We start from the raw sequence: 20,698 nt of genomic DNA, 5'->3' as shown, positions 1-20,698 counted from the left end.
GTAGAAGGGTCGACGGCCCTTCACGGCCCCATTCTTAGGAGCTTGCATGTCGCGCGTTCTCGACCGCCGCCAGGTGCTGCGCGGTGCCAGTCTGGCAGGCGGCGGCCTCGCCTTGTCGGCCTATATGCCGGCATGGGCACAGCCCGTCTCGGCCGGCATCGCCAAGCCGTTGCCCACGGTGTCGGGCGAGGACATCACGCTCAAGGTCGCGCATCAGATGATGATGATCGACGGGCGGCAGAGCCACGCCATCGGCATCAACGGCACCGTGCCCGCTCCGCTCATCCGCTTGCGCGAGGGGCAGAACGTCCGCCTCCACGTCGTCAATGAGCTCGACGAGGAAACCTCGATCCACTGGCACGGGCTGCTTCTCCCCTTCCAGATGGACGGGGTTCCCGGGATCGCCTTCCCCGGCATTCCGGCGCGATCGACGTTCACCTACGAGTTCCCGATCATCCAGAGCGGCACCTACTGGTACCATAGCCATTCGGGGCTTCAGGAGCAGGAGGGGCATTACGGCCCGATCCTGATCGACCCGAAGAACCCCGATCCGGTGAAGTTCGACCGGGAGCACGTGATCGTGCTGTCCGACCACAGCTTCCACCACCCGCACTACCTCTTCGATCGGTTGAAGAAGGAGTCGGGCTACTTCAACCGCCAGCGCCAGACCCTGGCCGGGCTTCTCGCCGGCAAGGATCAGTCGCTGAAAGAGCGGTTGGAGTGGGGCAAGATGCGGATGGACCCCGCCGACGTCGCCGACGTCACGGGCTCGGTCTACACCTACCTGGTCAACGGCTACGGCCCCAAGGACAATTGGACCGCGCTATTCCGCCCCGGCGAGCGGGTGCGGCTGCGCTTCATCAACGCCTCGTCGATGACCACCTTCAACGTCCGCATTCCGGGCCTGCCGATGACGATCGTCGCGGCCGACGGCTTGAACGTGCGCCCGGTCGAGATCGACGAGTTCCAGTTCGGCCCGGCCGAGACCTATGACGCGATCGTCACCCCGCCCGACCTGCGCGCCTATACGCTGGTCGGTGAGAGCATCGATCGCTCCGGCATGGCCCGCGCGACGCTCGCTCCGCGCGAGGGCATGGCGGCCGAGGTGCCCCCGCTCCGCAAGCGCCCGCTCGCGACCATGAAGGACATGGGCATGGGCGGCATGGATCATGGCACGATGGACCACGGCGGCATGAATCATGGCGCCATGGGCGGCGCTGCGGGTTCGATGTCCGGCATGGACCATGCTGCGATGGGGCATGGCGCGGGCACCGGCGCGATGGCGGGTATGGATCATTCCCAAATGAACCACGGCGCGGCCGGCACCGCGGCAGGCGGCATGGCAGGCATGGACCACGGCCAGGCTCAGGGCGGCGCCATGGCCGGTATGGACCATGGCTCCGGCACGATGCCGGCGATGAACGGCGATCAGATGGGCGGGATGGACATGGGCGGCATGAGCCATTCCATGCGCGATTTCAGCAATGCCCCCGAGGTTAAAAAGGGACCGGGCGTGCAGACCATCTCGCCGATGCCGGTCGATCGGACCGGCGATCCCGGGCAGGGGCTGGAGAATGTCGGGCATCGCGTTCTCACCTATCGCGACCTGATGGCGCTCGACCGCAACCCGGACACACGCGCACCGGAGCGGGAGATCAAGCTCCACCTCACCGGCAACATGGAGCGCTATATGTGGGGCTTCGACGGCGAGAAGCTGTCGGAGAACCCCGACCCGATCACGCTGCTTCACGGCGAGCGGGTACGGGTGACGCTCATCAACGACACGATGATGGGACATCCGATCCACATCCACGGCCACTTCTTCGACCTGGTGACCGGCAAGGGCGCCTATGCCCCCCGAAAGCATACGGTGCTGGTGCAGCCGGGAGGCACGGTGAGCTGGGACGTGACCGGCGAGGAAGGCGACTGGGCCTTCCACTGCCACATGCTCTACCACATGCACGCGGGCATGATGCGCGTTGTCCAGGTCCGCAAGGCCGGGGAGGCCGCGGCGTGATCCGGTCGCTCCTCCTCGCCGGTATGGCGCCGCTCGGCCTTGCGACACCCGCATTCGGGCAGACCATGGACCATTCCATGCACAACATGCCGGGCATGACGATGCCGGCAAAGCCGGCCGCCAAGCCGAAGGCGAAAGCCGCGGCCAAGTCCGCGACTAAGCGTAAGGCTCCCGTCCGACGCACCGCGCCGCGTCGCGCGCAACCGGCGAAGACGCAGGCTGCCGACCCTCATGCCGGGCATGACATGAGCGGGATGCAGGGAATGGATATGAGCGGTCAGCAGCAGGCTGCGCCCACCCAGAACCCGCACGCCGGGCACGATATGTCTGCTATGCCGGGCATGGCAGCATCGACAGGTGCGGGGCAGGACCCGCATGCCGGCCACGACATGAGCACGATGCCGGGCATGGCGATGCCCGGCGATCAGCCCGCTGCCAAGGTCGGAACCGACCTTCCCCCCGGCAACAAGCCCGCTCCCGCTCCAGCCGGGGACCACCTCGCCGATCGTTTCTGGGGCGCGGACGCCATGGCCAGCTCGCGCGAGAACGATCTACGCCGCGAGCATGGCGGAATGACCGTCTATCAGATCCTCTTCAATCTCGCCGAATATCAGGCTCGCAAGGGTGGCGACGGCTATCGCTGGGATGGCGAGGCCTGGATCGGGGGCGACATCAATCGCTTTACGCTAAAGAGCGAGGGCGAAGGCACGTTCGGCAAGCCGCTCGAACAGGCCGAGGTGCAGGCGCTCTACAGCCGCGCGCTCGATCCATACTGGAACCTTCAGGCGGGCGTTCGCTACGACTTCAAGCCCAACCCCTCGCGCACCTACGCGACGGTAGGGATCGAGGGGCTGGCCCCCGGTTGGTTCGAGGTGGAGGGCGCATTGTTCCTCTCCGACAAGGGCGACGTGCTTGGCCGTGCGGAGGGCTATTACGACCAGCGCATCACCAACTGGTTCGTGCTCCAGCCTAGGGTGGAGGCCAATTTCTCCGCGCAGGACGTGCCCGAAACCGGCACCGGCTCCGGGCTCACGGACCTCGAGGCCGGGCTTCGGCTTCGCTACGAGGGCCGGCGCGAGTTCGCGCCCTACATCGGCGTGTCGTGGGAGCGGCAGTTCGGCGACACCGCGCGCTTCACCCGCGCACGCGGTGACAATACGGGCGGCTTCAGCTTCGTCGCGGGCGTGAGGACCTGGTTCTGAGCCCGCGGCTCCGCCTCCATGTCGGGGCAAGCAAGGTTCACCGCTGGCTTGCGCTCCTGATCGGGGCGCAGGCGATCGTCTGGTTCACCAGCGGGCTCGTCATGAGCCTGCTGCCGATCGACACCGTGCATGGCGATCACCGGATCGACCGGAACGTCGAACCGGCCCTGATCGCCACTCAGGATTTCGCGCCCGTCCCTGCCCTTCTCGCATCGGCCGGAGCGCCGGTGCGTCAGCTCCAGCACCGGATGCTGCTGGGGCGGCCGATCGTCGAAGCCCAGCTCGGCGACGGCAAGGTGCGTTTGCTGGACGCCCGCACCGCAAAGCCGCTGCCCCCGGTCGACGGCCCGGCCGCAGCGCTGATCGCAAGGCAGGCGTATCGCGGCGAAACTGGTTCGGCGCCCGTCGTCGAGCGGATCGAGCGCCTCAGCACCGAGTACCGCGGTGCCCTCCCCGCCTGGCGTGCTTCCTTCGCCGATGACGACGGGACCCGCATCTACGTGGGCGCCGAGACGGGGCGGCTGACATCGGTCCGGACCGGCACGTGGCGGCTCTACGACTTCTTCTGGGGGCTTCACATCATGGATTGGACCGAGCACGAGCGGTTCAACACGCCGTGGCTCAACGCTTTCGCAGCGGGCGGACTCGTGTTCGCTGTCGCCGGGGCGATCCTGCTCTTCATGCGCTGGCCCCGTCGACGTCGCAGAAAAGCTCAAGGGGTCCGCTAGAGAGCTGCGTATCCTTCAGTGGGTGGGGCCGCACAGGAGAGCGCATCATGAACCACGACGACCCCGGCTCCAAACAGGGCGGTATGGGGATGAGCTACGGGCGCTTCGCCGCGATGATCGCGACGTCGACGGTCGTGATGTTCGGGCTCATGTACCTCAACACTTACGCGCTCGCCCATGTCGAATACAGTCAGACCCGGACGTGGATGGCGATCGTCATGGGCGCCGTGATGGCGCTCATCATGATCGGCTTCATGTGGGGCATGTATCCCGACCGACGGGCCAATCTCGGCATCGTGGCGGCCTCGATCGCGGTGTTCGCCGGTGCCTTGTGGCTTGTCCGCAGCCAGGAGACGGTCGGAGACGTTGCTTATATGAAGGCGATGATCCCGCATCACTCGATCGCGATCATGACCAGCGAGCGCGCTCACATCAAAGACCCCGAGGTGCGGAAACTCGCGGACGGGATCATCGACGCTCAGGTCCGCGAGATCGCGCAGATGAAGCGCTACATCGCCCGGCTTGAGGCGCACCCCACGCCCGACAATGCGCCCGACCTCCCCTCCTATCGCGACAAGCAGGTGCCTCCTCCGCCCCCCGAAACCGACGAGAGCGTCGGCGTCAACACGCTTCAGCCGATCCGCTGAGCAACATCGCTTGAGGGCTAATCGGTTTGAGCCCGTATCCCTGTTGAGCGGGAGTTTTGACGCAGGAGCGACACGATGAAGAAGATGATGATTATGGCCGTCGCGACCGCCCTCGGCGCGGCTCCCGCGGTCGCCCAGATGCAGGGCATGGACCATTCCGGCATGAACCACGGGCAGATGATGCGGCCGACGCCGGCGAACCCGTACCCGCAGGCCGAGATGGACATGCATCAGAAGATGATGTCGGCGATGGGTGCCGATGCCACCGAGACGTGGGTCCGCAAGATGGTCGAGCACCACCGTGGCGGCATCGCCATGTCGCGTATCGTGCTTCGCGAGACCAAGGACCCCAAGGTTCGCCAGATGGCCACCAAGACGATCGCAGAGCAGACCCGCGAGATCGGCGAGTTGAACGCCTGGCTGCGGGCGCATGGCAAGAGCGCCCAGTAATCGACTACCGTCCCTCCCCCCGTCACCGTGCGGGGGGATGGCCACCCGGGAACTCAGATATGGATCGCTTTCGCCTTCTCGCCGCCGCGCTGGCGTGCGCTACCCCTGCGGGGGCTCTCGCCGCGGGTCCCGTCCTGATGCATCGCGACCCGGGTTGCCCCTGTTGCGAGAAATGGGCGCAGCAGGTGAAGGAGCAGTTCGGCCGCGCCGTCCGCGTCGTCGACGATGCGAACCGGCCGGCGTTCATGAAGGCACGCGGCGTGCCTCAAGACCTCGCCTCCTGTCACACTGCCATTATCGACGGCATGACCTTCGAAGGGCACGTTCCGATTGCCGACATGAAGCGCGCCTTGGCCACGCATCCGAAGGGCGTCACCGGCCTCGCGGTCGCCGGGATGCCGATGGGCTCACCGGGCATGGAAATGCCGGGCATGAAGGCCCAGGCCTATGACGTGATCGCGTTCGGGCCGAGCGGCCGCAGGGTGTTCGCCCGCCATTGAAAAGGGGAGGCGCGAACGCCTCCCCTCCCAGCTTACTTCTTCTGCATGCCCGACATGTCGTGACCGGCGTGCTCGCCGTGCTTCATGTCCTTCATGTCGGCGCAGCAATCCTTCTTCGCGCCGTCCTTGTCCTTGCAGCAGTCGGCGCCATCCTTGCAGCACTCCTTCCCCGCGCAGCAGTCAGCGGCGGCAAAGGCCGTGGCGGGAACGAGCGCGAGCGCGATAGCCGCGCCGATGAACTTGATGGTCTTCATGTGTAATTTTCCTCAAACGCACTGATTGATCGGAATCCACGTCGATCAGGCGGTTCGAGGAGGTGGCGGTGCAGGACCGCCCGAGCGACCAACAAGGGCATGAGGCTCGGGTGCGGGCGGATCCGTCCGCACGGCGAGCTGCGGCGCGGGAGACGTGTGAACGTCGAGGGCCGTTGCGATGCAGGCTCCTACGCAGTCCACCGAAGGGGCCTTTTTCACGGGCGTGGGCGGCGCTCGATCGCAATCGGCCATTCCGGCATGCGCCTCCGCAGGCGGAGCAGCCTGCGCGATGGCCTCGCACATTGGGCCCATCCGCACGAACAGCATCGCGCCCAGCAGGAGCAGAGCGAGTGTGCGGGCGAGGCGGCCGAAGCTCATGCGGCCCTTCTAGGGGGCGGTACATAGAACGGACCCAGATATACGCTAACGGACCCCAATCCGTTGGCACGCCGTCGAGCGTCCCAATTGGGATCCCAATCGGGACGGTCGCCGAGCTTAGCGTACGTTTTTGACCAGCCTCTCACCGGACCCCGGTATCGCGGAGCGGGTCGAAACCCGATTACACGACTGCATGAGCATGACCCTGCCCGATGCGATCATTGATGTCTGGAACGTCGAAACATTCGACGCCGAGCTACGCGGTAAACTCGACGCCTATGCCGACCTGATCCGGGATTATATGTCGACCGACAGGCGACAATGGCTTGAGCGTGAGGCTTCCGACCACACCGGAGCTTACCCCGAGAACGCCTTCGCGAGCATGTTCATTCGGGTAAAAGAGTATATCGTCATGCCGCTCATGGAGCTGCGCACGATCCGCGCTTGGCACTACACCCGCATGACTGATCGGGAAGTCGAGATTATACGCAGCGACGGCATCTATCCGTCCAGCCTTGCCAACTTTCGCGCGCGGCTAGACGCAGAGGTCGAGGCCGGTAGCTTCAGCGCGGAGATCGCTGATAAGCTGTTTGCCGACAGTCCCTATCAAAGCGATCAGCGGGCTTCCCGCTCGGGCAAGTTTTGGGCGGTATCGTACCCTCATAGTGTCGACGATGGCGGCGTGGAGCTACTGGTAGAAAGTTGGGGCGGAGAAGCCGCCTATTTCTGGCAGCAAGACGAGAGCTTGCAGACGATATTGAAGCGTATCGGACGCGCACGCGTGTTGGAGGTTGCCATACCTCTTTCGTATTCCCGCCACGCCTACGATGCCGCCCAAGCGGTTGTCGCAGCATATGGCAGGATGCTTGGCTGCGTCCCGGACAGTGGAGGCTTCGACCTTTACACCACTCAGCCGTTGCCCGCGCAGAACGTGCTTGCGGTCCATAGCGAAGGCGATCCGAGCTTTGCCATGATGGCGCGAGGCTACCCCCCATCCTTCGTCGAACACGACGATTGATGGCCTGTCCATCAAACGATCGTGGCTGTTGAAAAAGCCGTTGATCGCTAACTTCGCTTTGACTGCTGGCGCCCAAGCAGGCCTTCAACGGCACCTAAGATGCGCGATGCTGCTCACGCCCGTGTGTCACGCGCTTCAAAAAATTGAATTAGCCTGGAGCAGAATTGCCTGCGGAGAGTTACGTCGCAAACGCACACCATTGTCTCGTTTTAGAGGGGCCATGGGGAGCCGGGCTGGCAGAGGGGGCATGGTTGAGTGAAGATCACAGCGCGACCAGCGATCGCGAACAGAAACAGCCGAGTGAGTCCGGTTCGGAAGTCCAGGAGGATGCCGATGGAAAGCGCAACGCGTCGGATGATGACACCTCGGGTGACTCCGAAGCGGATCGCGACGACGACGCCGACAAGAAAAAGGATGGCGAGAACGACGACGCCGAGGATGGCGACGGCGATCAGGACGACGACGAAGACGATCGATCGGCCAAGGAAAAGGCCAGCGCCTGGCTGGATGAGCCGAAGCACAAGCTGATCGCGATTGCCGTACTTGTCCTGCTGGTGTTGGCCATCATCGGCGCTGTGTTGTGGTGGCTGGAAGCGCGCAAGTGGCAGTCGACTGACAACGCCTATATTCGCGGCCCCATCGCACGACTGTCCCCCGGTGTGTCCGGCAACGTGACCCGCGTGTTCGTCGTCGACAACCAGCTTGTCAGGGCGGGACAGCCGCTCGCCGCGATCAGCGTCGGCAGCTATGAGGTCGCGCTGCGGCAGGCGGAGGCGGAGGTCGAAAGCGCGCGTGCCGCGGTGCTTCAGGCGCAGGCGGCGCTTGTGTCCGCCCGTGCGCAGGTCCGCCAGGCAGGTGCCACCGCCCGCGCGCGCGACGCGGAAGCGGTTGCGGCCGACCGCGAATACCGTCGCTACGCTTCGCTGTCTCAGGGTGCCGTCGCCGAGCAGCAACGCGACCGCGCGCTCGCATCATCCCGATCAGCGCTCGAGACCGCGCGCGCCGCCGACGAGACGGTCCGCGCGCAAGCGGCAGGCATCGGTCAGGCGGAGGCGAATATCGTCGCCGCCCGGGCGCGTGTCCGGCAGGCGGAGGCCAACCTGGCCAACGCGCGGCTGCGTCGCGGCGACGCGACGGTGGTCGCTCCGATCGCCGGCCGGGTGACACAGTTCGACATCGAGCCGGGCGATTACCTGTCGCCCGGCCAGCCGCTCGCCGCGATCGTCGGCCCGGCGCGCTGGGTGGAGGCGAACTTCAAGGAGGATCAGCTGCGCCTGATGCGTCGCGGTCAGGCGGTGGAGCTGACGATATCGGCCTTCTCGGGTTTCAAACTGGCGGGCTACGTCGACAGCTTCCAGGCCGGTTCCGGCGCTCAGTTCTCCGCGCTGCCGCCGCAGAACGCGACCGGCAACTGGGTGAAGACGGTGCAGCGGGTGCCGGTCAAGATCCGCTTCCGCGACGATGCGTTCCGCGACTTCCCCGCCAACGCCGACATCGTTCCCGGCCTGTCGGTGACGGCGAGCGTCAAGGTGATGCCGTGAGCGCCACGCCCCGTTCGGCGGCCAAGCCCGGCGTCCCGCCGCTGCTGATCGCCGGGATCGTCAGTTTCGGCACCCTCTTCGAGACGATGAACTCGACCGGGCTCGCGGTCGCGCTGAACACCATCGCGGGCAACCTCGCCTCCTCGCCCGAGTCCAGCGACACCATCCTGACCGGCTATCTGGTGGCGCAGGCCGCGATCCTGCCGCTGTCAGGCTGGGCGTCGCTCTATTTCGGGCGCAAGCCGTTCTACATCTGCTGCGTCGCGGCGTTCACGATCGCCTCGGCGCTGTGCGCCATGGCGTGGAGCATCGAGAGCCTGATCTTCTTCCGCATCCTCCAAGGCATGGCGGCGGCCGGAAACGCGGCGAGCGAGAGTTCGATCATCGCCGACACGCTGCCGGCCGAACAGCGCGGACTGGGGTTCGCGCTCTACGGCATGGCGGTGGTACTCGGGCCGGCGATCGGCCCCGTCTATGGCGGCTGGGTGGCCGAGAACGCGTCGTGGCACTGGATCTTCTGGCTCAACGTACCCACCGGGATCGCTGCCGTGACCGGCTGCATCCTGCTGCTCAACGATCCTCCCGCCGTTCGCAACGCGACCAGGAAGCGTCGCGCCAAGGGCCTGCGTCTCGACTGGTTCGGCTTCCTTCTCGGCGCGGTGGGGCTCGCCTCGATCTCCTACGTGCTCGACCGGGGTCAGACGAACGACTGGTTCGCCACGTCCTCCATCCTCTGGGCGACGGTGATCGGCATAACCTGCCTGCTGCTCTGGCCGATCTGGGAGATGCTGGCGCGCGATCCGGTGGTGAAGTTCCGATTGTTCAAGAACCGCAATCCCGCGATCGCCGTGGTCCTGATCTTCGTGACCGGTGCCACCCTGTTCGGTACGCCGGCGATCGTGCCGCTGCTCTTGCAACAGCAGCTCGGCTACAACTCCACCACCGCCGGGCTGGTGCTCGGCCTGGGCGCGTTGCCCGTGCTGTTCCTGCTGCCGGTCACCGGCTTCCTGACCGGCAAGGTCGCCACCCGTCATCTCGTCGGCGTCGGCTTCGTTTCGGTCGGCATCGGCATGTATCTGTCGAGCCACATCTATCCCGACCTCAGCTTCTCGCAGATCGTCTGCTTCAGCATCGCGCAGCAGCTGGGTGTGGGGCTGATCTACACACCGCTCCAGAGCCAGAGCTATATCGGCGTGCCGGGCAAGCTGCGCGAACAGGCCGGGACGTTCATGGCCATCGCCGTGAACATGGGGGGATCGGTTGGGACCGCGCTCGCCGTCACGATGCTGGAGCGGGGGCAGCAGAGCTATCGCGAGCAGCTGGTCCCCTACGCCTCGCCTTGGCGCGACGAATACCAGCAGGCACTGCGGCAGTACGGTTCCGCGGAATCGTTCAGCCAGGCGATCGACACGCAGGCCGCGGTGCTGTCCTTCCAGGGCGTGTTCTTCATCATCGCGTGCGCCATCGCCGCCTGCCTGCCCCTGCTCTTCTTCCTGAAGGGCAAGCCGAGCCCGGAGGATCAGGAAGCATGAACCGTACGATCATGCTGCTGCCGCTGCTAACGCTGGCGGCCTGCGCCACCGGCCCGCGCTATGCCGAGCCCACCCCTATCACGGCGCTGGCGCGCCCCTACGCCAACGCGCCGCTGCCCGCCGCGATCGCGGAAGGGGCGCTGGAGCGTTGGTGGATCCAGCTCGGCGATCCGACGCTCGACGCGCTTGTCGCTGACACGCTGGCGCGCAACCTCGACCTCGACGCCGCCCGGGCCCGGTTGCGCCGCGCGCGCGCGCAGCGCGGCGTGACCCGCGCAGCGGGCTTGCCTACGCTCGACGGCACCGGCGCGGCGCAGCGGCAGCAGACCGGCAGCGGCAGCGCCAAACTGAATCTCGGCGAGGCCGGGGGCGGCGGTGCGGGCGGATCGACGGACACCCTGGGCATCGACGATATCCCGGGCTCCGCCTTCGAACTCTACCAGGCGAGCTTCGACGCGAGTTGGGAGGTAGATCTGTTCGGCGCAAATCGCGCCCGCACCCGGGCGGAAGATGCACGGGTCGCCGCGGCAGGCTTCGACATCGAGGACGTCCGCACCAGCCTCGCCGCCGAGGTCGCGCGCGACTATCTGGTCGTTCGCGAGGTCCAGGCGCGGCTCGCGGTGCTGGACCGCAACCTGGCGATCGCCCGCCGCACGCAGGCGCTGGCCCGCGAGCAGGAGCGCGCCGGGCTTGTGACGGAGGCGGACACCGCGCGGACCGACGCGCAAGTGCTCGGCATCGAGGCGCAGATTCCACAGCTCCGGATGCAGGAAACACAGGCGGCGCAGCGGCTGGCAGTGTTGGCCGCGCGCGAGCCGGCGGCGCTGCGCGACACCCTCTCCCCGGTCAGGCCCATTCCCGCCAGCGCCACTGTAGCGACGGGCATGCCGTCCGAGCTGCTGCTGCGCCGCCCCGACATCCGCCGGGCCGAGCGCGAGCTGGCCGCCGCCACCCATTCGGAAGCGGGCGCGGTGCGCGACCTTTATCCCAGCCTGTCGCTCAATGCTTCCTATGGCGGCATACGCACCGGCGGGCTGCTGGAATGGGCGAGCACGCTGTTCTCGCTGGGCGCGAACCTCACCGCGCCGATCTTCGACGGCGGGCGGCGTCGCGCCGAGGTCGAGCGCCAGCGCGCCAATGTCGACGAGGCGCTGGCGCGCTACCGCTCGGCGGTGCTGGGCGCGTTCCGCGAAGTCGAGGACGGACTCGTCGCATCGACGCGTAACCGCGAACGGCTGGTACTGGCGGAACGCACCGTGGAGCGACGTCGACGTGCGCGAACGGTGCTGGAGGAACAATATCGCGCCGGACTGGTCGGCCTGCTCGACCTGCTGACGGCCGAGCGCGATCTCGCCGAAGCCGAGACGCTCACCGCCAATGCGCGGGCACAGGTGACGGTGGACTGGATCGGGTTGCAAAAGGCGCTCGGCGGAGGCTGGCGCGTCGTGCCGGCCGTTGAACGGGAGAAAGGCGCATGACCGGACGAACGTGGATGCTTTCGGGCGGGTCGGTGCTGGCGCTGTTGCTCGCCAGCGGGTGCTCGGATCCCCTGGACGATGAACCCAAGGGGCAGACCATCCCGACCCATGCCGAACTGGCAACGACCTACGCAGCGGGCAGCGGGCCGGGCGGCACGGGCTCCGGCGGCGGGTCGGCGATGTCTTCCTCCGCGAACGGCGCGGTCGGCGGGGCGGCTGGTGCTGCGGGCGCTGGCAGTGAGGCAGCGCCACAGCAGGGCGGAACGTCCGGGGGTGGCCTCGTATCGGGGGCGCAAGGCGGCGGTGGGGCCGCGACGTCGGGCAGCGTCCCGCCAGCAGGATTGCAGTCCGCCCCCTCGGGCGGTGCGATGGGCGGGCAAGGCGGCATGAGCGGACAGGGCGGCACCTCCGGTGCGGGTGCCGGCACGGGCGGCGGATCGGGCGGCGGTTGATCCGCGAACCGCACCGGGGACCAGAACGCCATGAGACGTGATGCCGAGACGAACTATCTGCGCCTGCTGCACGCTGGTCGCTTGGCCATGCAGGAAGCGGGGGGCACGGCATCGATCGAGGCAATCTGTGCCACGGCCGGCGTGACGCGCGCGACCTTCTACCGGCATTTTCCCGATCGCGCGAAGCTGCACATCGCGGTGCTCGACCTCGAGCTCGAGGAGATGGCGAAAGCGCTGGCGGTGCCGGACATCGCCCCACTCGCCTTTCTGCGTATGCTGACCGACATGACGACCATCTACGATCGCTATCTGCTCGCCATGCCGGAACTGCCTGAATACGCCGAAGCGGAAAGCAATGGCGACAAGATCATCGCGGTCATCGCCCCGTCACTCGAGCGCGCTCAAGCGCTTGGCCTGATCCGTCAAGACGTCACTGGCTACGATGTGATGGTGGCTTGCCGGATGGCGGGATCGGACTGGCGGCTGGATCGACAGGCGTCGCAGAAGGACGCGCTTGAACACCGACTGTCACTAATTCTGAAGGGGCTGGCTGGAACCTGATGAGAGGCTAATGCAACGTACAGCAGGCTCCTCGTCGTCCCGGTCGGAGATGGGGATGTTGGAGAATGGCGCGCCAGTGGACGGTACGGGCAGGGGCGGAATGACACCCCAAGGCTCTGCGGTCCTATCCCATTAGGATGGTATTTCGGGATTATGGAAGTAGATCGGTTAGCCGGTTCCACCTGAGACATCAGGAGCCACTTTGGGGTCCGGGTCCTGCGCCTTGCCGGTCGCGGGTGCCACCTTCTGGCTCGGCATAGCGGTGAGATAAGCAACGATCGCATCGACGTCCTTCTCGGCCACTGGCGCCTTATACACCTCACGCATCTTGGTGACGGTCGCCTTCCACTGATCCGCCGATAGCGCAGGCTGGGTCAGCGCCATGCTGGCTGAGTGGCACGAGGTGCAATTGGCATTGATGACGTCGGCGTGCGGACCGTCGGGGTAGGTCGCGTCGTCGGCCGGCAGGTCGACGCTGGTCGAGGCAAGCGAGAAGCCGCGCGCTGACACGCTGGCGGCCGGTGCCGGCTCAGACATCTCGGAGATCGGAACGGGCGCCTTGCGGCTGCTCGGCGCGCCGATCGAGACGAGGATGATGCCGGTCAGGCCGATCAGGCCAGCAGCCATCATGCCGGGAGACGGAGTCTTCATGATTTGCTCGCTCCTCAGGCCGCGATGATGGTGGTGGTTTCAATGTTGCCGCGCATGAACCCGCCGGGATTCCAGATCGGCTTCATCGGCTGAGCGACACCGTTGGTGTTCCAGCAGCGCACCATGATGGGGTTAGGCCCGCGTCTCAGCGGCACCCGCCCGTCCCAGCGCCGGAAGCTGTACCTGCCCTCGTCCGCTCCGAGCGTCGTCCTGTACCAGGTGCGGCCACCGTCCGACGACACATCGACCTTGGCGACGCCGCAATCGCCGCCCATTGCGATGCCGCCGACCGGGATCGACGCTTCATAGGCGATCGCCTGACCATCGGGCAGGCTGGTCATCCAGCTACGCGGGATCATGCGATTGATCGGTACGGTCGGGAAGTCCTTGGCACCGGGCGCGACATTCGCGCCGGGTGTCGCGGGGATCTTGTAGGCCTTGGCCATCCAATACTGGTCGTCAGGGCCGGGCAGTACCTCGATCGCGTTCAGCATCTTGACCCAATAGGTCGAGTACCAGCCCGGCACGATCAGCCGGCAGGGAAAGCCGTTGAGGAGCGGCAGTTGCTCGCCGTTCATGCCGAAGGCGATCATGACCTCGCCGTCGCGGGCATGGTCGATGTCGAGTGCCTTCTCGAAGTCAGGAGCGCCCGCCACGACCGGCTGATCGAGAGCGCCGAAGCGCACCTGCACCGCGCCTGCCTTGACCCCGGCGAGGTCGAGCACGTCGCGCAGGCGAACGCCGAGCCACTTGGCGTTGCCCATCGCGCCATTGCCCCATTGCGCGCCGGCGACGCGCGGCTGGAACAGCCCGCGGCTGTTGCCCGAGCACTGGTTCACCGCCGCCATCTCGACCCGTGGAAGGCGCAGCAGCTGAGCGAGGCTGATCGACAGCGGCCGATTGACGTGGCCGAAGACGTTGAGGCGGAAAGTCTCGACATCGATCGAGGTCGGGATGTCGGCCCAGTGCCAGCGGACGAAGAACTGGTCGTTGGGCGTGAACACCGACTTGTCGAACACGTCCATCGGCGTTTCTAGCAAGGGCGGATGGACACGCTGGAGGATCATGCTGCCCTTGCCGGGAAAGGCGCTGGTCATCGGCCGTTCGGCATTGCCGCCAGGCAGCTTCAGGTCGACGAGCTGCTGCGCCAGTGCCGGCGCGGCGGCAAGGCCGGCGGTACCGAGCGCGGCATGCCTGAGAAAGCGGCGACGGCTGGTCTCACTCGCCAGTCCGGCGTCGAAATTGTCCATGACAAGGCTCTCCTGTGGCCAGCCACGCTGGCGGATCGAAGGGGCGTTTCGCAAGTGATCGGACCGACTGATCCGATCATCATGGCGGATCAGTTCGGGGTGGCGATGCAGGGTGAGACGAACAGGTTGCCGCGCCATGCGCCGGCCAGCGTCTTGGCGCCGACGAGCAGCCACATCGCCGCAAGCGCGACTGTCAGCACCGTGCCGACGAAACCGAAGAAACCGAGGTTCAGCGTCGTGCCTAGGCGGAAGGTGGCGACGGTGTAGACGCCGAGCGGAAAGGTATAGCCCCACCAGCCCAGGTTGAACGGGACGCCGGCGCGCCAGTAGCGGATGGTGATGAGCGTCGCGAGCGCCAGCCACCACAGGCCGAAGCCCCACAGGCAGAGTCCGGCCACAACGCCGATCCCTTCCGCGACGGTACCGACACCGGCCAGCCCGTGCGCCGCGAGGATCGCCGGCGCGTCCGCCCCGAGCACCAGCATGCCCAGAGCACCCGTGCCGATCGGTCCCAGCGCCAGCCAGGAAGATGCCGCCATGCTCTCATGCGGCAGCTTGTGGAGCGCCATGCGCAGGATGAGGATGGCGAGGATGCCGAACGCGACCGGCACCGAATAGGCCCACAGCACATAGGAGGTTGCAAGCGTGACTAGCTGCGCGTGAGGATCGGTCAGATGCGGCGCGAGCAGCCCGCCGTTGGCGCCCGCCACTTCGGCAGCGACGACCGGCAGCAGCCATACCGCGGTCATGCCGTCCAGGCTGTGCTCGTGACGGGTGAACATCATGTACGGGATCAGGACGCCACAGGCGAGCGACATGGCGACGTCGATCCACCACAGGACGTGTGCGACCGGTACGATGCCATTCCCGAACCGTGCGATGCCGAAGGCGAGGCAGCCGTTGATGATCGTCGCGAGGCCCATCGGGATGGTGCCGATGAACATCGACACGGTGTTATGCCCGAAGATGCGCCGCGCCTCGTGCCCGAACATCGCCCAGCGCGCACCATAAAGGCCGGCGAACAGCGCGAAGAGTGCGATATTGAAGAACCACAACACCTCGCCGACGGGTTTAAGCGAAGGCCCGATGCCGGGCACCTGCGGCAGCGCGAGGGCAAGGATGCCCGTGCCCATCGTCGCGGCGAACCAGTTGGGCGTGAACTGACGGATCATCTCGCGGGGATGATCGAGCCGGCTGAGCGGCTTGAGGCCGCTCAGAACGGAGTGCGTGTCGGCAGTCATGCGACCTGCTCCTTGATGAGGTCCGTCAGCGCGTCGGCCGCGCGGGTGCGATAGCGTTCCTTGTGGCGCAGCGCGTGAAAGGCGCGGTCGGGCAGCCCGAGCGGCAGCTCGACAAGGTCACCGGCCTTGAGCGCACGAGCTACGACCAATCGCGACAAGACGGCAACGCCGGCACCGGCCTCGACCGCGGTACGCACCGCCTCGTTGGACGGCAGCGTCATCGCTATCGTCAGCTGGGCCGGATCAAACCCGCGCGTTCGCAGCACGTCCTCGAAGGTCGAGCGCGTACCGGATCCCAGCTCACGGACGATCCAGCGTTCAGTGCGCAGCCAGGCCTCGTCGACACGTTCGGCGTCCTCGCGGCCGACCAGCACCATCGGATCACGCCCGACAGTCCAGTGGGCGAGTGCCGGTTCGTCCACCTCGCCCTCGACAAAGCCGAGTTCCGCCGCGCCGCTCAGGACCTGCGCTGCCGCACCTTCGGTGTTGTCGATCGCGAGCTCAACCGCGATCTGCGGGTGGCGTTCGTGGAAGGCGGCGAGCTTTGCCGGCAACCAGTAGCTCGCGATCGTCTGGCTGGCGACGATCCGCAATGAACCACGGGCAAGCCCGGCATAGTCCGCCAGCATCGTCTCGGCATGCGCTGCCCGCCCCAGCACCGCGCGCGCTTCCTCCAGAAAGCCGCGGCCTGCTTCGGTCAGCTGGATGCCACGCCCGACGCGGTGAAACAGAGGAACCCCGTAGCGCGCTTCGAGGGCAGCAATCGCGCCGGAGGCAGCAGACTGCGTGACGTTCAGCACCTCCGCTGCCTTTGTAACGTGTTCGCGCTCGGCGACACCGACGAAGATTCTGAGCTGCTCCAGGGTCATGCAGCTTATATCGCGCAATCTGATCGATACGACCAACCGTTTGATCTGCTCATTCCAATCTGGATATCGGAACGATCGGCAGCCTTTCGTCTGTGATGGTCTTGAAGACTTGAAGCGATCCGCGCGCTTGCGGCGTTTGTTCGTCCATGACCGATATGATCGAGCGCAAATCCGATCCCTACAACGCCGAGCCGACGCCCAGTGCGTTGATCGAGCGGTTCCTGACGCCGCAGGCGCTGTTCTACGTGCGCAGCCACGGGCCAGTGCCGGATCTGCCCGCCAATCATCGGATCGAGGTGAGCGGGACGGGCATGGCGAGCCGCTCTTTCTCGGTAGAGGAACTGAAAGCTACGTTCCCCACGCGGACGGTGACGGCAGTTCTCCAGTGCGCCGGCAACCGGCGCACTGACCTCCAGCAGGTCGGAAAAACGTCGGGTGATCCTTGGGATGTCGGCGCGATCGGCAATGCAGAGTGGACCGGCGTACGCCTGGCCGATGTGCTCGATGCGGTCGGCGCACCTGATGCGTCCGACCTGTTCGTGGCGTTCACCGGCGCGGACGAGGTGGACGTGGAGGGCGAGGAAGCCTTGTTCGGGGTATCGATCGCCATGAGCAAGGCGCGGCAGCCCGACGTCCTCCTCGTCTGGGCGATGAACGGCGAGCCGCTGACGCCCGAACACGGCGCACCGCTCCGCATGGTGGTGCCGGGCTATGCCGGCGTGCGCAGCGCCAAATGGCTGACACGGATCGAGGTGCGAGACATGCCTTCCGACGCACCGATCCAGGCGCACGACTACAAGCTGTTTCCCGCCGATGTGACGGGCGACACCGTCGACTGGAGCCGGGGTCTGACCATCAATGCCATGCCGCTCAACGCCGCGATCTGCGTGCCCGGCTCTGGCGAAAGCCTGCCGGCCGGGGAGGTGCGGATCGAGGGCTATGCCATCGCCTATGATCGCCGCGTCTCTCGGGTCGAAGTGTCGGTAAACGGTGGTCGCGAGTGGCAACAGGCGACGTTCGCCGATGATCCGGAGACGCACTGGGGTTGGCGGCGCTGGACCCTCGACGCCACGCTTGCCAAAGGTCGCCAGCACCTTGTCGTGCGCGCCTTCGACGGGGCTGGACAGGGACAGCCCGAACGGCCGGACACGATGTGGAACTTCGCCGGATATCTGTGCACCGCCTGGCATCACGTCCACGTGCTGGTCGAATGATCGAAGCGTCAGCGGCATCGGACATCGGCTTCTGGATCGATGCGATCGGGCGGCTGGTGGTGGCGACCGCGGCCGGGATGGTGCTCGGCTGGGAACGCTCGCGCGAGAACCGGCAGATCATGGGCTTGCGAACGCTGGGTCTGGTCGGTCTGGCGAGCTGCATCGCCGTGCAGGCGGTCGTGCATAGTGGCCTGCCAAATGTAAACGCCGACGCCGCAGGGCGGGCGATGCAGGGCATTCTGACAGGCGTCGGTTTCATCGGTGCCGGCGCGGTGCTGCGGGTCGGCCAGGGTCAGGAAGTGCATGGATTGGCGACCGCCGCGTGCATCTGGGTGACGGCCACGATCGGCGCGGCAGCGGGGTTGGCAGTGTGGCCGCTCATCATCGGCGGGGTGAGCCTTGCAATGCTCGTCCTGTTCGTCGGTGCGCCGCTGGAACGCCGCATCCGCGAGCGGGCTCGCCGGACGCCGGCCGAGGCCGACAGGAAGGACGTCGAGCGCAAGCCGTGATCCCGCTGGATCGCCCGGTGCCTGTCGGCGTCGGGAAGCGGCAAGGTGCAATCAGGACACCAGCGCCGCATCGGCCTGGCGCCGGACCTCGTCGGCGATCGGATGCAACTCGGCCGCGGGTCGCTCGCCCACCACACTATAGCCGATCCCATCAACCGCCCATGTGACCCGGCCCATGGTCCCGCTGGACGTGCTGGTCATGCTCGCGGTCTTGTCGATCTGCATAGGCCTCGTCAGCACCGCGAGTTTCGACGCTTGCGGTCCGTCGTAGAGGAGCAGTGCCGCAGGGCCGTGAGGCGTCGCGACCAATCGCCCCCCGCCATAGCGATAGCCGGCTGTGCTGAGGTCCGGGATGGTGACGCGCTCACCCAGTCGGGCGGAGGTCCACCGGATCAGCATGGCGCGCTGGTCGGGGCCGATTTCCGCCGGTCGTATCCGGTCGGCGGCATAGACACGGAAATTGTCACTCGCCTCGTTGGCCAGCGCCGCGATGCCCGCGCGGGGTTCACCGCTCCACCGCGCGCTCGACCAGCCCCCGCCAAACCCCAACGCCAGCAGAAGTGACGCGGCAATGGCGAGTTGCCAACGCGGTTGCCTTTGCCGTCCCCTGATCGCTGCCACGCGCATCGTCGCCGGAATGGGTTCGTCCGCGATCGTGGTGAACAGGGATGCGAGGGCTCGCGCCTGCTCCGCCTGCTCCCGCAAACGGGCATGCAGATCCGGCTGGCCTTTAAGGTAGGCGTCAACCAGGCGCTGCCGCTCGGGCGACAACCTGCCATCGATCCATGCGGCCAGATCGTCCTCGCCGATCGGGCTGGTCATTGCACGCTCCTCAATCGCGGCCGTTCACCCTCCCGGAGGAGTGTCGCCAGACGGTCGCGCCCCCGCGATATGCGCGACATCACCGTGCCCAGCGGCACGCCGACGACGGCAGCGACCTCCGCATAGGGCAGACCCTCGACCGATACGAGGAGCAGCACCGTTCGCTGCTCTTCAGGCAACGCATCAAGCGCGCGCAGCAGGTCGCGGTGGTGCAGGCCTGTGTCCTGATCGGCCGGACGGCCGAGCGCGGTGTCGTCCACGAGGTGGAGCGGAACCGCTGTGCCTCGCCGGCTACGCTGCCGCTGATGGTCGACCAACAGATTGTGCAGGATCGCGTAGACCCATGGGCGAACCTCCACCCCGCGCCGCTGTCGCCATCGCCCGACCGCGCGCTCGAGGCAATCCTGCACCACGTCGTCCGCCATCGCCCGATCGCGCAGCCACGACCGGGCATAGCGGCGCAGGCCGGGGATCAGGGGTTCGATCGCGGCGGCAAGAGGGTCCATTTCAGTCGCGCTGCACCTGCACGATGCGTCCAGGCGCGCCGTTCACCACCTCCGCCACCGCCAGAAAGCGGCGGGGCGTCGCGGTGCTGCCCTGAACGATCTGCCGGATCGGACCCGATGCGTTGACGATCGCCGCACCTGCCGGGTTGCTCATGAAGTTCGCAAGCGGCTCTACCGCACCACTGCCGTCCGCATTGGCGGTCAGCACGAGCATGTAAGGCTTTTTGGGCTGCAAACCGGTAACGGCACTTTGCACGACCTGAATGATGCCCTGGTCGAAGAGGGTGATGCTGCTTGCTGTACCTTTGCCGCCGATCGGCCCCATGGTCAGATGCAACGCCTTGCCGGCCGTGCCGAGCGGCTGGAGATTGTCGGTGCCGGGGCCTGTCGGAACTGCGTTCGACACATAGGCGATCGCCTGCGGTGCCTGTCCGACCGGCACGGTGGCAACGACCGTGTTGCCAGCGGTGTCGATCGCGGCGAGCTCATCGGCATTCTCCAGCCCGACGTAGATGCGCCGGCCGTCGCCCGATGGCCAGACACCGTGCGGCATCTTGCCGACCGGGATGGTGGCGACGGGCGCGAAGTCGGATGTGCGGAACACCTTCACCGCATTCTCTCCGCCGACCGTCACATAGGCGAACTGCCCCTTGGCCGTGCGGGCGAAGTTGACATGGTTGGTGATCGGCCCGGTATCCAGCACCTTCAGGATCGCGAAGGGTGGTCTCGCATCGAATGCGACCGTCTTGCCGATGTCCTTCAGCGTGAACCACACCTGCTTGCCGTCCGGCGTCGCGGCAATATTGGGACAGAACGGGCTTGGCTGTGCCACCTGTCCGACCTGCGCGTGGGTCGCGACATCGAACACGGCCAGCACC

Annotated in this window: 22 protein-coding genes; 14 read left to right on the top strand and 8 right to left on the bottom strand. The window is 66.5% G+C overall.

Annotated elements, in window-relative coordinates; translation table 11 throughout:
• Positions 1 to 46 precede the first annotated feature (46 nt).
• The 6 genes from GQR91_RS17785 (at position 47) to GQR91_RS17760 (ending at position 5,544) form a co-directional block, all read left to right on the top strand.
• Complete coding sequence (locus tag GQR91_RS17785) at positions 47 to 2,017, top strand: copper resistance system multicopper oxidase (protein WP_058733720.1); 1,971 nt, start codon at positions 47 to 49, stop codon at positions 2,015 to 2,017.
• 23 nt (positions 2,018 to 2,040) lie between these two features.
• Entirely contained in the window at positions 2,041 to 3,219 is a 1,179-nt protein-coding gene (locus GQR91_RS17780) for a copper resistance protein B (protein WP_174236674.1), read from the top strand.
• Positions 3,210 to 3,947, top strand: coding sequence for a PepSY domain-containing protein (locus GQR91_RS17775; protein ID WP_052490783.1), 738 nt, complete (start codon positions 3,210 to 3,212; stop codon positions 3,945 to 3,947). Before GQR91_RS17780 ends, GQR91_RS17775 begins: the two co-directional genes overlap by 10 nt.
• A 47-nt stretch (positions 3,948 to 3,994) precedes the next feature.
• The gene (locus GQR91_RS17770; RefSeq protein ID WP_201279660.1) at positions 3,995 to 4,594 is read left to right on the top strand and encodes a DUF305 domain-containing protein; all 600 of its coding nucleotides are present in this window, start codon (positions 3,995 to 3,997) and stop codon (positions 4,592 to 4,594) included.
• Between the two features lie 75 nt (positions 4,595 to 4,669).
• Positions 4,670 to 5,044, top strand: coding sequence for a DUF305 domain-containing protein (locus GQR91_RS17765; RefSeq protein WP_174236673.1), 375 nt, complete (start codon positions 4,670 to 4,672; stop codon positions 5,042 to 5,044).
• A gap of 59 nt (positions 5,045 to 5,103) precedes the next feature.
• Entirely contained in the window at positions 5,104 to 5,544 is a 441-nt protein-coding gene (locus GQR91_RS17760) for a DUF411 domain-containing protein (protein ID WP_058733718.1), read from the top strand.
• 32 nt (positions 5,545 to 5,576) lie between these two features.
• Here GQR91_RS17760 and GQR91_RS17755 read toward each other — a convergent pair whose 3' ends face one another.
• The gene (locus GQR91_RS17755) at positions 5,577 to 5,798 is read right to left on the bottom strand and encodes a hypothetical protein (protein ID WP_058733717.1); all 222 of its coding nucleotides are present in this window, start codon (positions 5,796 to 5,798) and stop codon (positions 5,577 to 5,579) included.
• Positions 5,799 to 6,375: 577 nt separating this feature from the next.
• Here GQR91_RS17755 and GQR91_RS17750 point away from each other — a divergent pair.
• The 6 genes from GQR91_RS17750 to GQR91_RS17725 all read left to right on the top strand — a co-directional run bounded on the left by GQR91_RS17750 (position 6,376) and on the right by GQR91_RS17725 (position 12,758).
• Positions 6,376 to 7,194, top strand: a complete 819-nt coding sequence (locus GQR91_RS17750) for a hypothetical protein (protein WP_164727769.1) — start codon at positions 6,376 to 6,378, stop codon at positions 7,192 to 7,194.
• 251 nt (positions 7,195 to 7,445) lie between these two features.
• On the top strand, positions 7,446 to 8,735 hold the full coding sequence (locus GQR91_RS17745; protein WP_149683491.1) for an HlyD family secretion protein: 1,290 nt from the start codon (positions 7,446 to 7,448) through the stop codon (positions 8,733 to 8,735).
• The gene (locus GQR91_RS17740) at positions 8,732 to 10,267 is read left to right on the top strand and encodes a DHA2 family efflux MFS transporter permease subunit (RefSeq protein WP_149683490.1); all 1,536 of its coding nucleotides are present in this window, start codon (positions 8,732 to 8,734) and stop codon (positions 10,265 to 10,267) included. Before GQR91_RS17745 ends, GQR91_RS17740 begins: the two co-directional genes overlap by 4 nt.
• Entirely contained in the window at positions 10,264 to 11,745 is a 1,482-nt protein-coding gene (locus GQR91_RS17735; protein ID WP_149683489.1) for an efflux transporter outer membrane subunit, read from the top strand. The genes GQR91_RS17740 and GQR91_RS17735 overlap by 4 nt, the downstream gene beginning before the upstream one ends.
• On the top strand, positions 11,742 to 12,197 hold the full coding sequence (locus GQR91_RS17730; RefSeq protein WP_149683488.1) for a hypothetical protein: 456 nt from the start codon (positions 11,742 to 11,744) through the stop codon (positions 12,195 to 12,197). The genes GQR91_RS17735 and GQR91_RS17730 overlap by 4 nt, the downstream gene beginning before the upstream one ends.
• Positions 12,198 to 12,227: 30 nt before the next feature.
• Positions 12,228 to 12,758 carry a TetR/AcrR family transcriptional regulator gene (locus GQR91_RS17725; RefSeq protein ID WP_149683487.1) on the top strand — a complete coding sequence of 177 codons (531 nt, stop codon included), beginning with the start codon at positions 12,228 to 12,230 and terminating at the stop codon, positions 12,756 to 12,758.
• Positions 12,759 to 12,926: 168 nt separating this feature from the next.
• On the opposite strand, the gene GQR91_RS17720 is transcribed toward GQR91_RS17725, so the two are convergent.
• The 4 genes from GQR91_RS17720 to GQR91_RS17705 all read right to left on the bottom strand — a co-directional run bounded on the left by GQR91_RS17720 (position 12,927) and on the right by GQR91_RS17705 (position 16,769).
• Complete coding sequence (locus GQR91_RS17720; protein ID WP_007406258.1) at positions 12,927 to 13,409, bottom strand: c-type cytochrome; 483 nt, start codon at positions 13,407 to 13,409, stop codon at positions 12,927 to 12,929.
• A 14-nt stretch (positions 13,410 to 13,423) separates the two neighbouring features.
• Positions 13,424 to 14,659 (bottom strand): molybdopterin-dependent oxidoreductase, encoded by a 1,236-nt coding sequence (locus GQR91_RS17715; RefSeq protein WP_149683486.1) that lies wholly within the window; start codon positions 14,657 to 14,659, stop codon positions 13,424 to 13,426.
• Between the two features lie 89 nt (positions 14,660 to 14,748).
• Positions 14,749 to 15,900 carry a TDT family transporter gene (locus tag GQR91_RS17710; protein WP_058733709.1) on the bottom strand — a complete coding sequence of 384 codons (1,152 nt, stop codon included), beginning with the start codon at positions 15,898 to 15,900 and terminating at the stop codon, positions 14,749 to 14,751.
• Positions 15,897 to 16,769 (bottom strand): LysR family transcriptional regulator, encoded by an 873-nt coding sequence (locus GQR91_RS17705; protein ID WP_058733710.1) that lies wholly within the window; start codon positions 16,767 to 16,769, stop codon positions 15,897 to 15,899. Before GQR91_RS17705 ends, GQR91_RS17710 begins: the two co-directional genes overlap by 4 nt.
• A gap of 146 nt (positions 16,770 to 16,915) precedes the next feature.
• On the opposite strand from GQR91_RS17705, the gene GQR91_RS17700 reads away from it, so the two are divergent.
• Together GQR91_RS17700 and GQR91_RS17695 are read left to right on the top strand one after the other, a co-directional pair.
• Entirely contained in the window at positions 16,916 to 17,983 is a 1,068-nt protein-coding gene (locus GQR91_RS17700; protein ID WP_149683485.1) for a molybdopterin-dependent oxidoreductase, read from the top strand.
• Entirely contained in the window at positions 17,980 to 18,492 is a 513-nt protein-coding gene (locus tag GQR91_RS17695; protein WP_058733712.1) for an MgtC/SapB family protein, read from the top strand. Before GQR91_RS17700 ends, GQR91_RS17695 begins: the two co-directional genes overlap by 4 nt.
• Positions 18,493 to 18,543: 51 nt before the next feature.
• On the opposite strand, the gene GQR91_RS17690 is transcribed toward GQR91_RS17695, so the two are convergent.
• The 3 genes from GQR91_RS17690 to GQR91_RS17680 form a co-directional block, all read right to left on the bottom strand.
• Positions 18,544 to 19,314, bottom strand: a complete 771-nt coding sequence (locus GQR91_RS17690; RefSeq protein ID WP_058733713.1) for an anti-sigma factor family protein — start codon at positions 19,312 to 19,314, stop codon at positions 18,544 to 18,546.
• A complete protein-coding gene (locus tag GQR91_RS17685; RefSeq protein ID WP_058733714.1) occupies positions 19,311 to 19,820 on the bottom strand; it encodes an RNA polymerase sigma factor in 510 nt (169 codons plus the stop codon). The genes GQR91_RS17690 and GQR91_RS17685 overlap by 4 nt, the downstream gene beginning before the upstream one ends.
• 1 nt (position 19,821) lies before the next feature.
• The coding region (locus GQR91_RS17680; RefSeq protein WP_428842983.1) for a YncE family protein at positions 19,822 to 20,698 on the bottom strand (877 nt) is incomplete at its 5' end.

Source organism: Sphingomonas carotinifaciens (genome assembly GCF_009789535.1).
In the GTDB taxonomy this organism is placed as follows: Bacteria; Pseudomonadota; Alphaproteobacteria; order Sphingomonadales; family Sphingomonadaceae; genus Sphingomonas; species Sphingomonas carotinifaciens.
This window is presented reverse-complemented; position numbering and strand designations above follow the sequence as displayed.

Excerpts from the sequence above, each read along its gene's own strand:
- GQR91_RS17785 (WP_058733720.1), top strand. The coding sequence starts at position 47 with ATGTCGCGCGTTCTCGACCGCCGCCAGGTGCTGCGCGGTGCCAGTCTG.
- GQR91_RS17780 (WP_174236674.1), top strand. The coding sequence starts at position 2,041 with ATGGCGCCGCTCGGCCTTGCGACACCCGCATTCGGGCAGACCATGGAC.
- GQR91_RS17770 (WP_201279660.1), top strand. The coding sequence starts at position 3,995 with ATGAACCACGACGACCCCGGCTCCAAACAGGGCGGTATGGGGATGAGC.
- GQR91_RS17765 (WP_174236673.1), top strand. The coding sequence starts at position 4,670 with ATGAAGAAGATGATGATTATGGCCGTCGCGACCGCCCTCGGCGCGGCT.
- GQR91_RS17760 (WP_058733718.1), top strand. The coding sequence starts at position 5,104 with ATGGATCGCTTTCGCCTTCTCGCCGCCGCGCTGGCGTGCGCTACCCCT.
- GQR91_RS17755 (WP_058733717.1), bottom strand. The coding sequence starts at position 5,798 with ATGAAGACCATCAAGTTCATCGGCGCGGCTATCGCGCTCGCGCTCGTT.
- GQR91_RS17750 (WP_164727769.1), top strand. The coding sequence starts at position 6,376 with ATGACCCTGCCCGATGCGATCATTGATGTCTGGAACGTCGAAACATTC.
- GQR91_RS17735 (WP_149683489.1), top strand. The coding sequence starts at position 10,264 with ATGAACCGTACGATCATGCTGCTGCCGCTGCTAACGCTGGCGGCCTGC.
- GQR91_RS17730 (WP_149683488.1), top strand. The coding sequence starts at position 11,742 with ATGACCGGACGAACGTGGATGCTTTCGGGCGGGTCGGTGCTGGCGCTG.
- GQR91_RS17725 (WP_149683487.1), top strand. The coding sequence starts at position 12,228 with ATGAGACGTGATGCCGAGACGAACTATCTGCGCCTGCTGCACGCTGGT.
- GQR91_RS17720 (WP_007406258.1), bottom strand. The coding sequence starts at position 13,409 with ATGAAGACTCCGTCTCCCGGCATGATGGCTGCTGGCCTGATCGGCCTG.
- GQR91_RS17715 (WP_149683486.1), bottom strand. The coding sequence starts at position 14,659 with ATGGACAATTTCGACGCCGGACTGGCGAGTGAGACCAGCCGTCGCCGC.
- GQR91_RS17710 (WP_058733709.1), bottom strand. The coding sequence starts at position 15,900 with ATGACTGCCGACACGCACTCCGTTCTGAGCGGCCTCAAGCCGCTCAGC.
- GQR91_RS17705 (WP_058733710.1), bottom strand. The coding sequence starts at position 16,769 with ATGACCCTGGAGCAGCTCAGAATCTTCGTCGGTGTCGCCGAGCGCGAA.
- GQR91_RS17700 (WP_149683485.1), top strand. The coding sequence starts at position 16,916 with ATGACCGATATGATCGAGCGCAAATCCGATCCCTACAACGCCGAGCCG.
- GQR91_RS17695 (WP_058733712.1), top strand. The coding sequence starts at position 17,980 with ATGATCGAAGCGTCAGCGGCATCGGACATCGGCTTCTGGATCGATGCG.
- GQR91_RS17690 (WP_058733713.1), bottom strand. The coding sequence starts at position 19,314 with ATGACCAGCCCGATCGGCGAGGACGATCTGGCCGCATGGATCGATGGC.
- GQR91_RS17685 (WP_058733714.1), bottom strand. The coding sequence starts at position 19,820 with ATGGACCCTCTTGCCGCCGCGATCGAACCCCTGATCCCCGGCCTGCGC.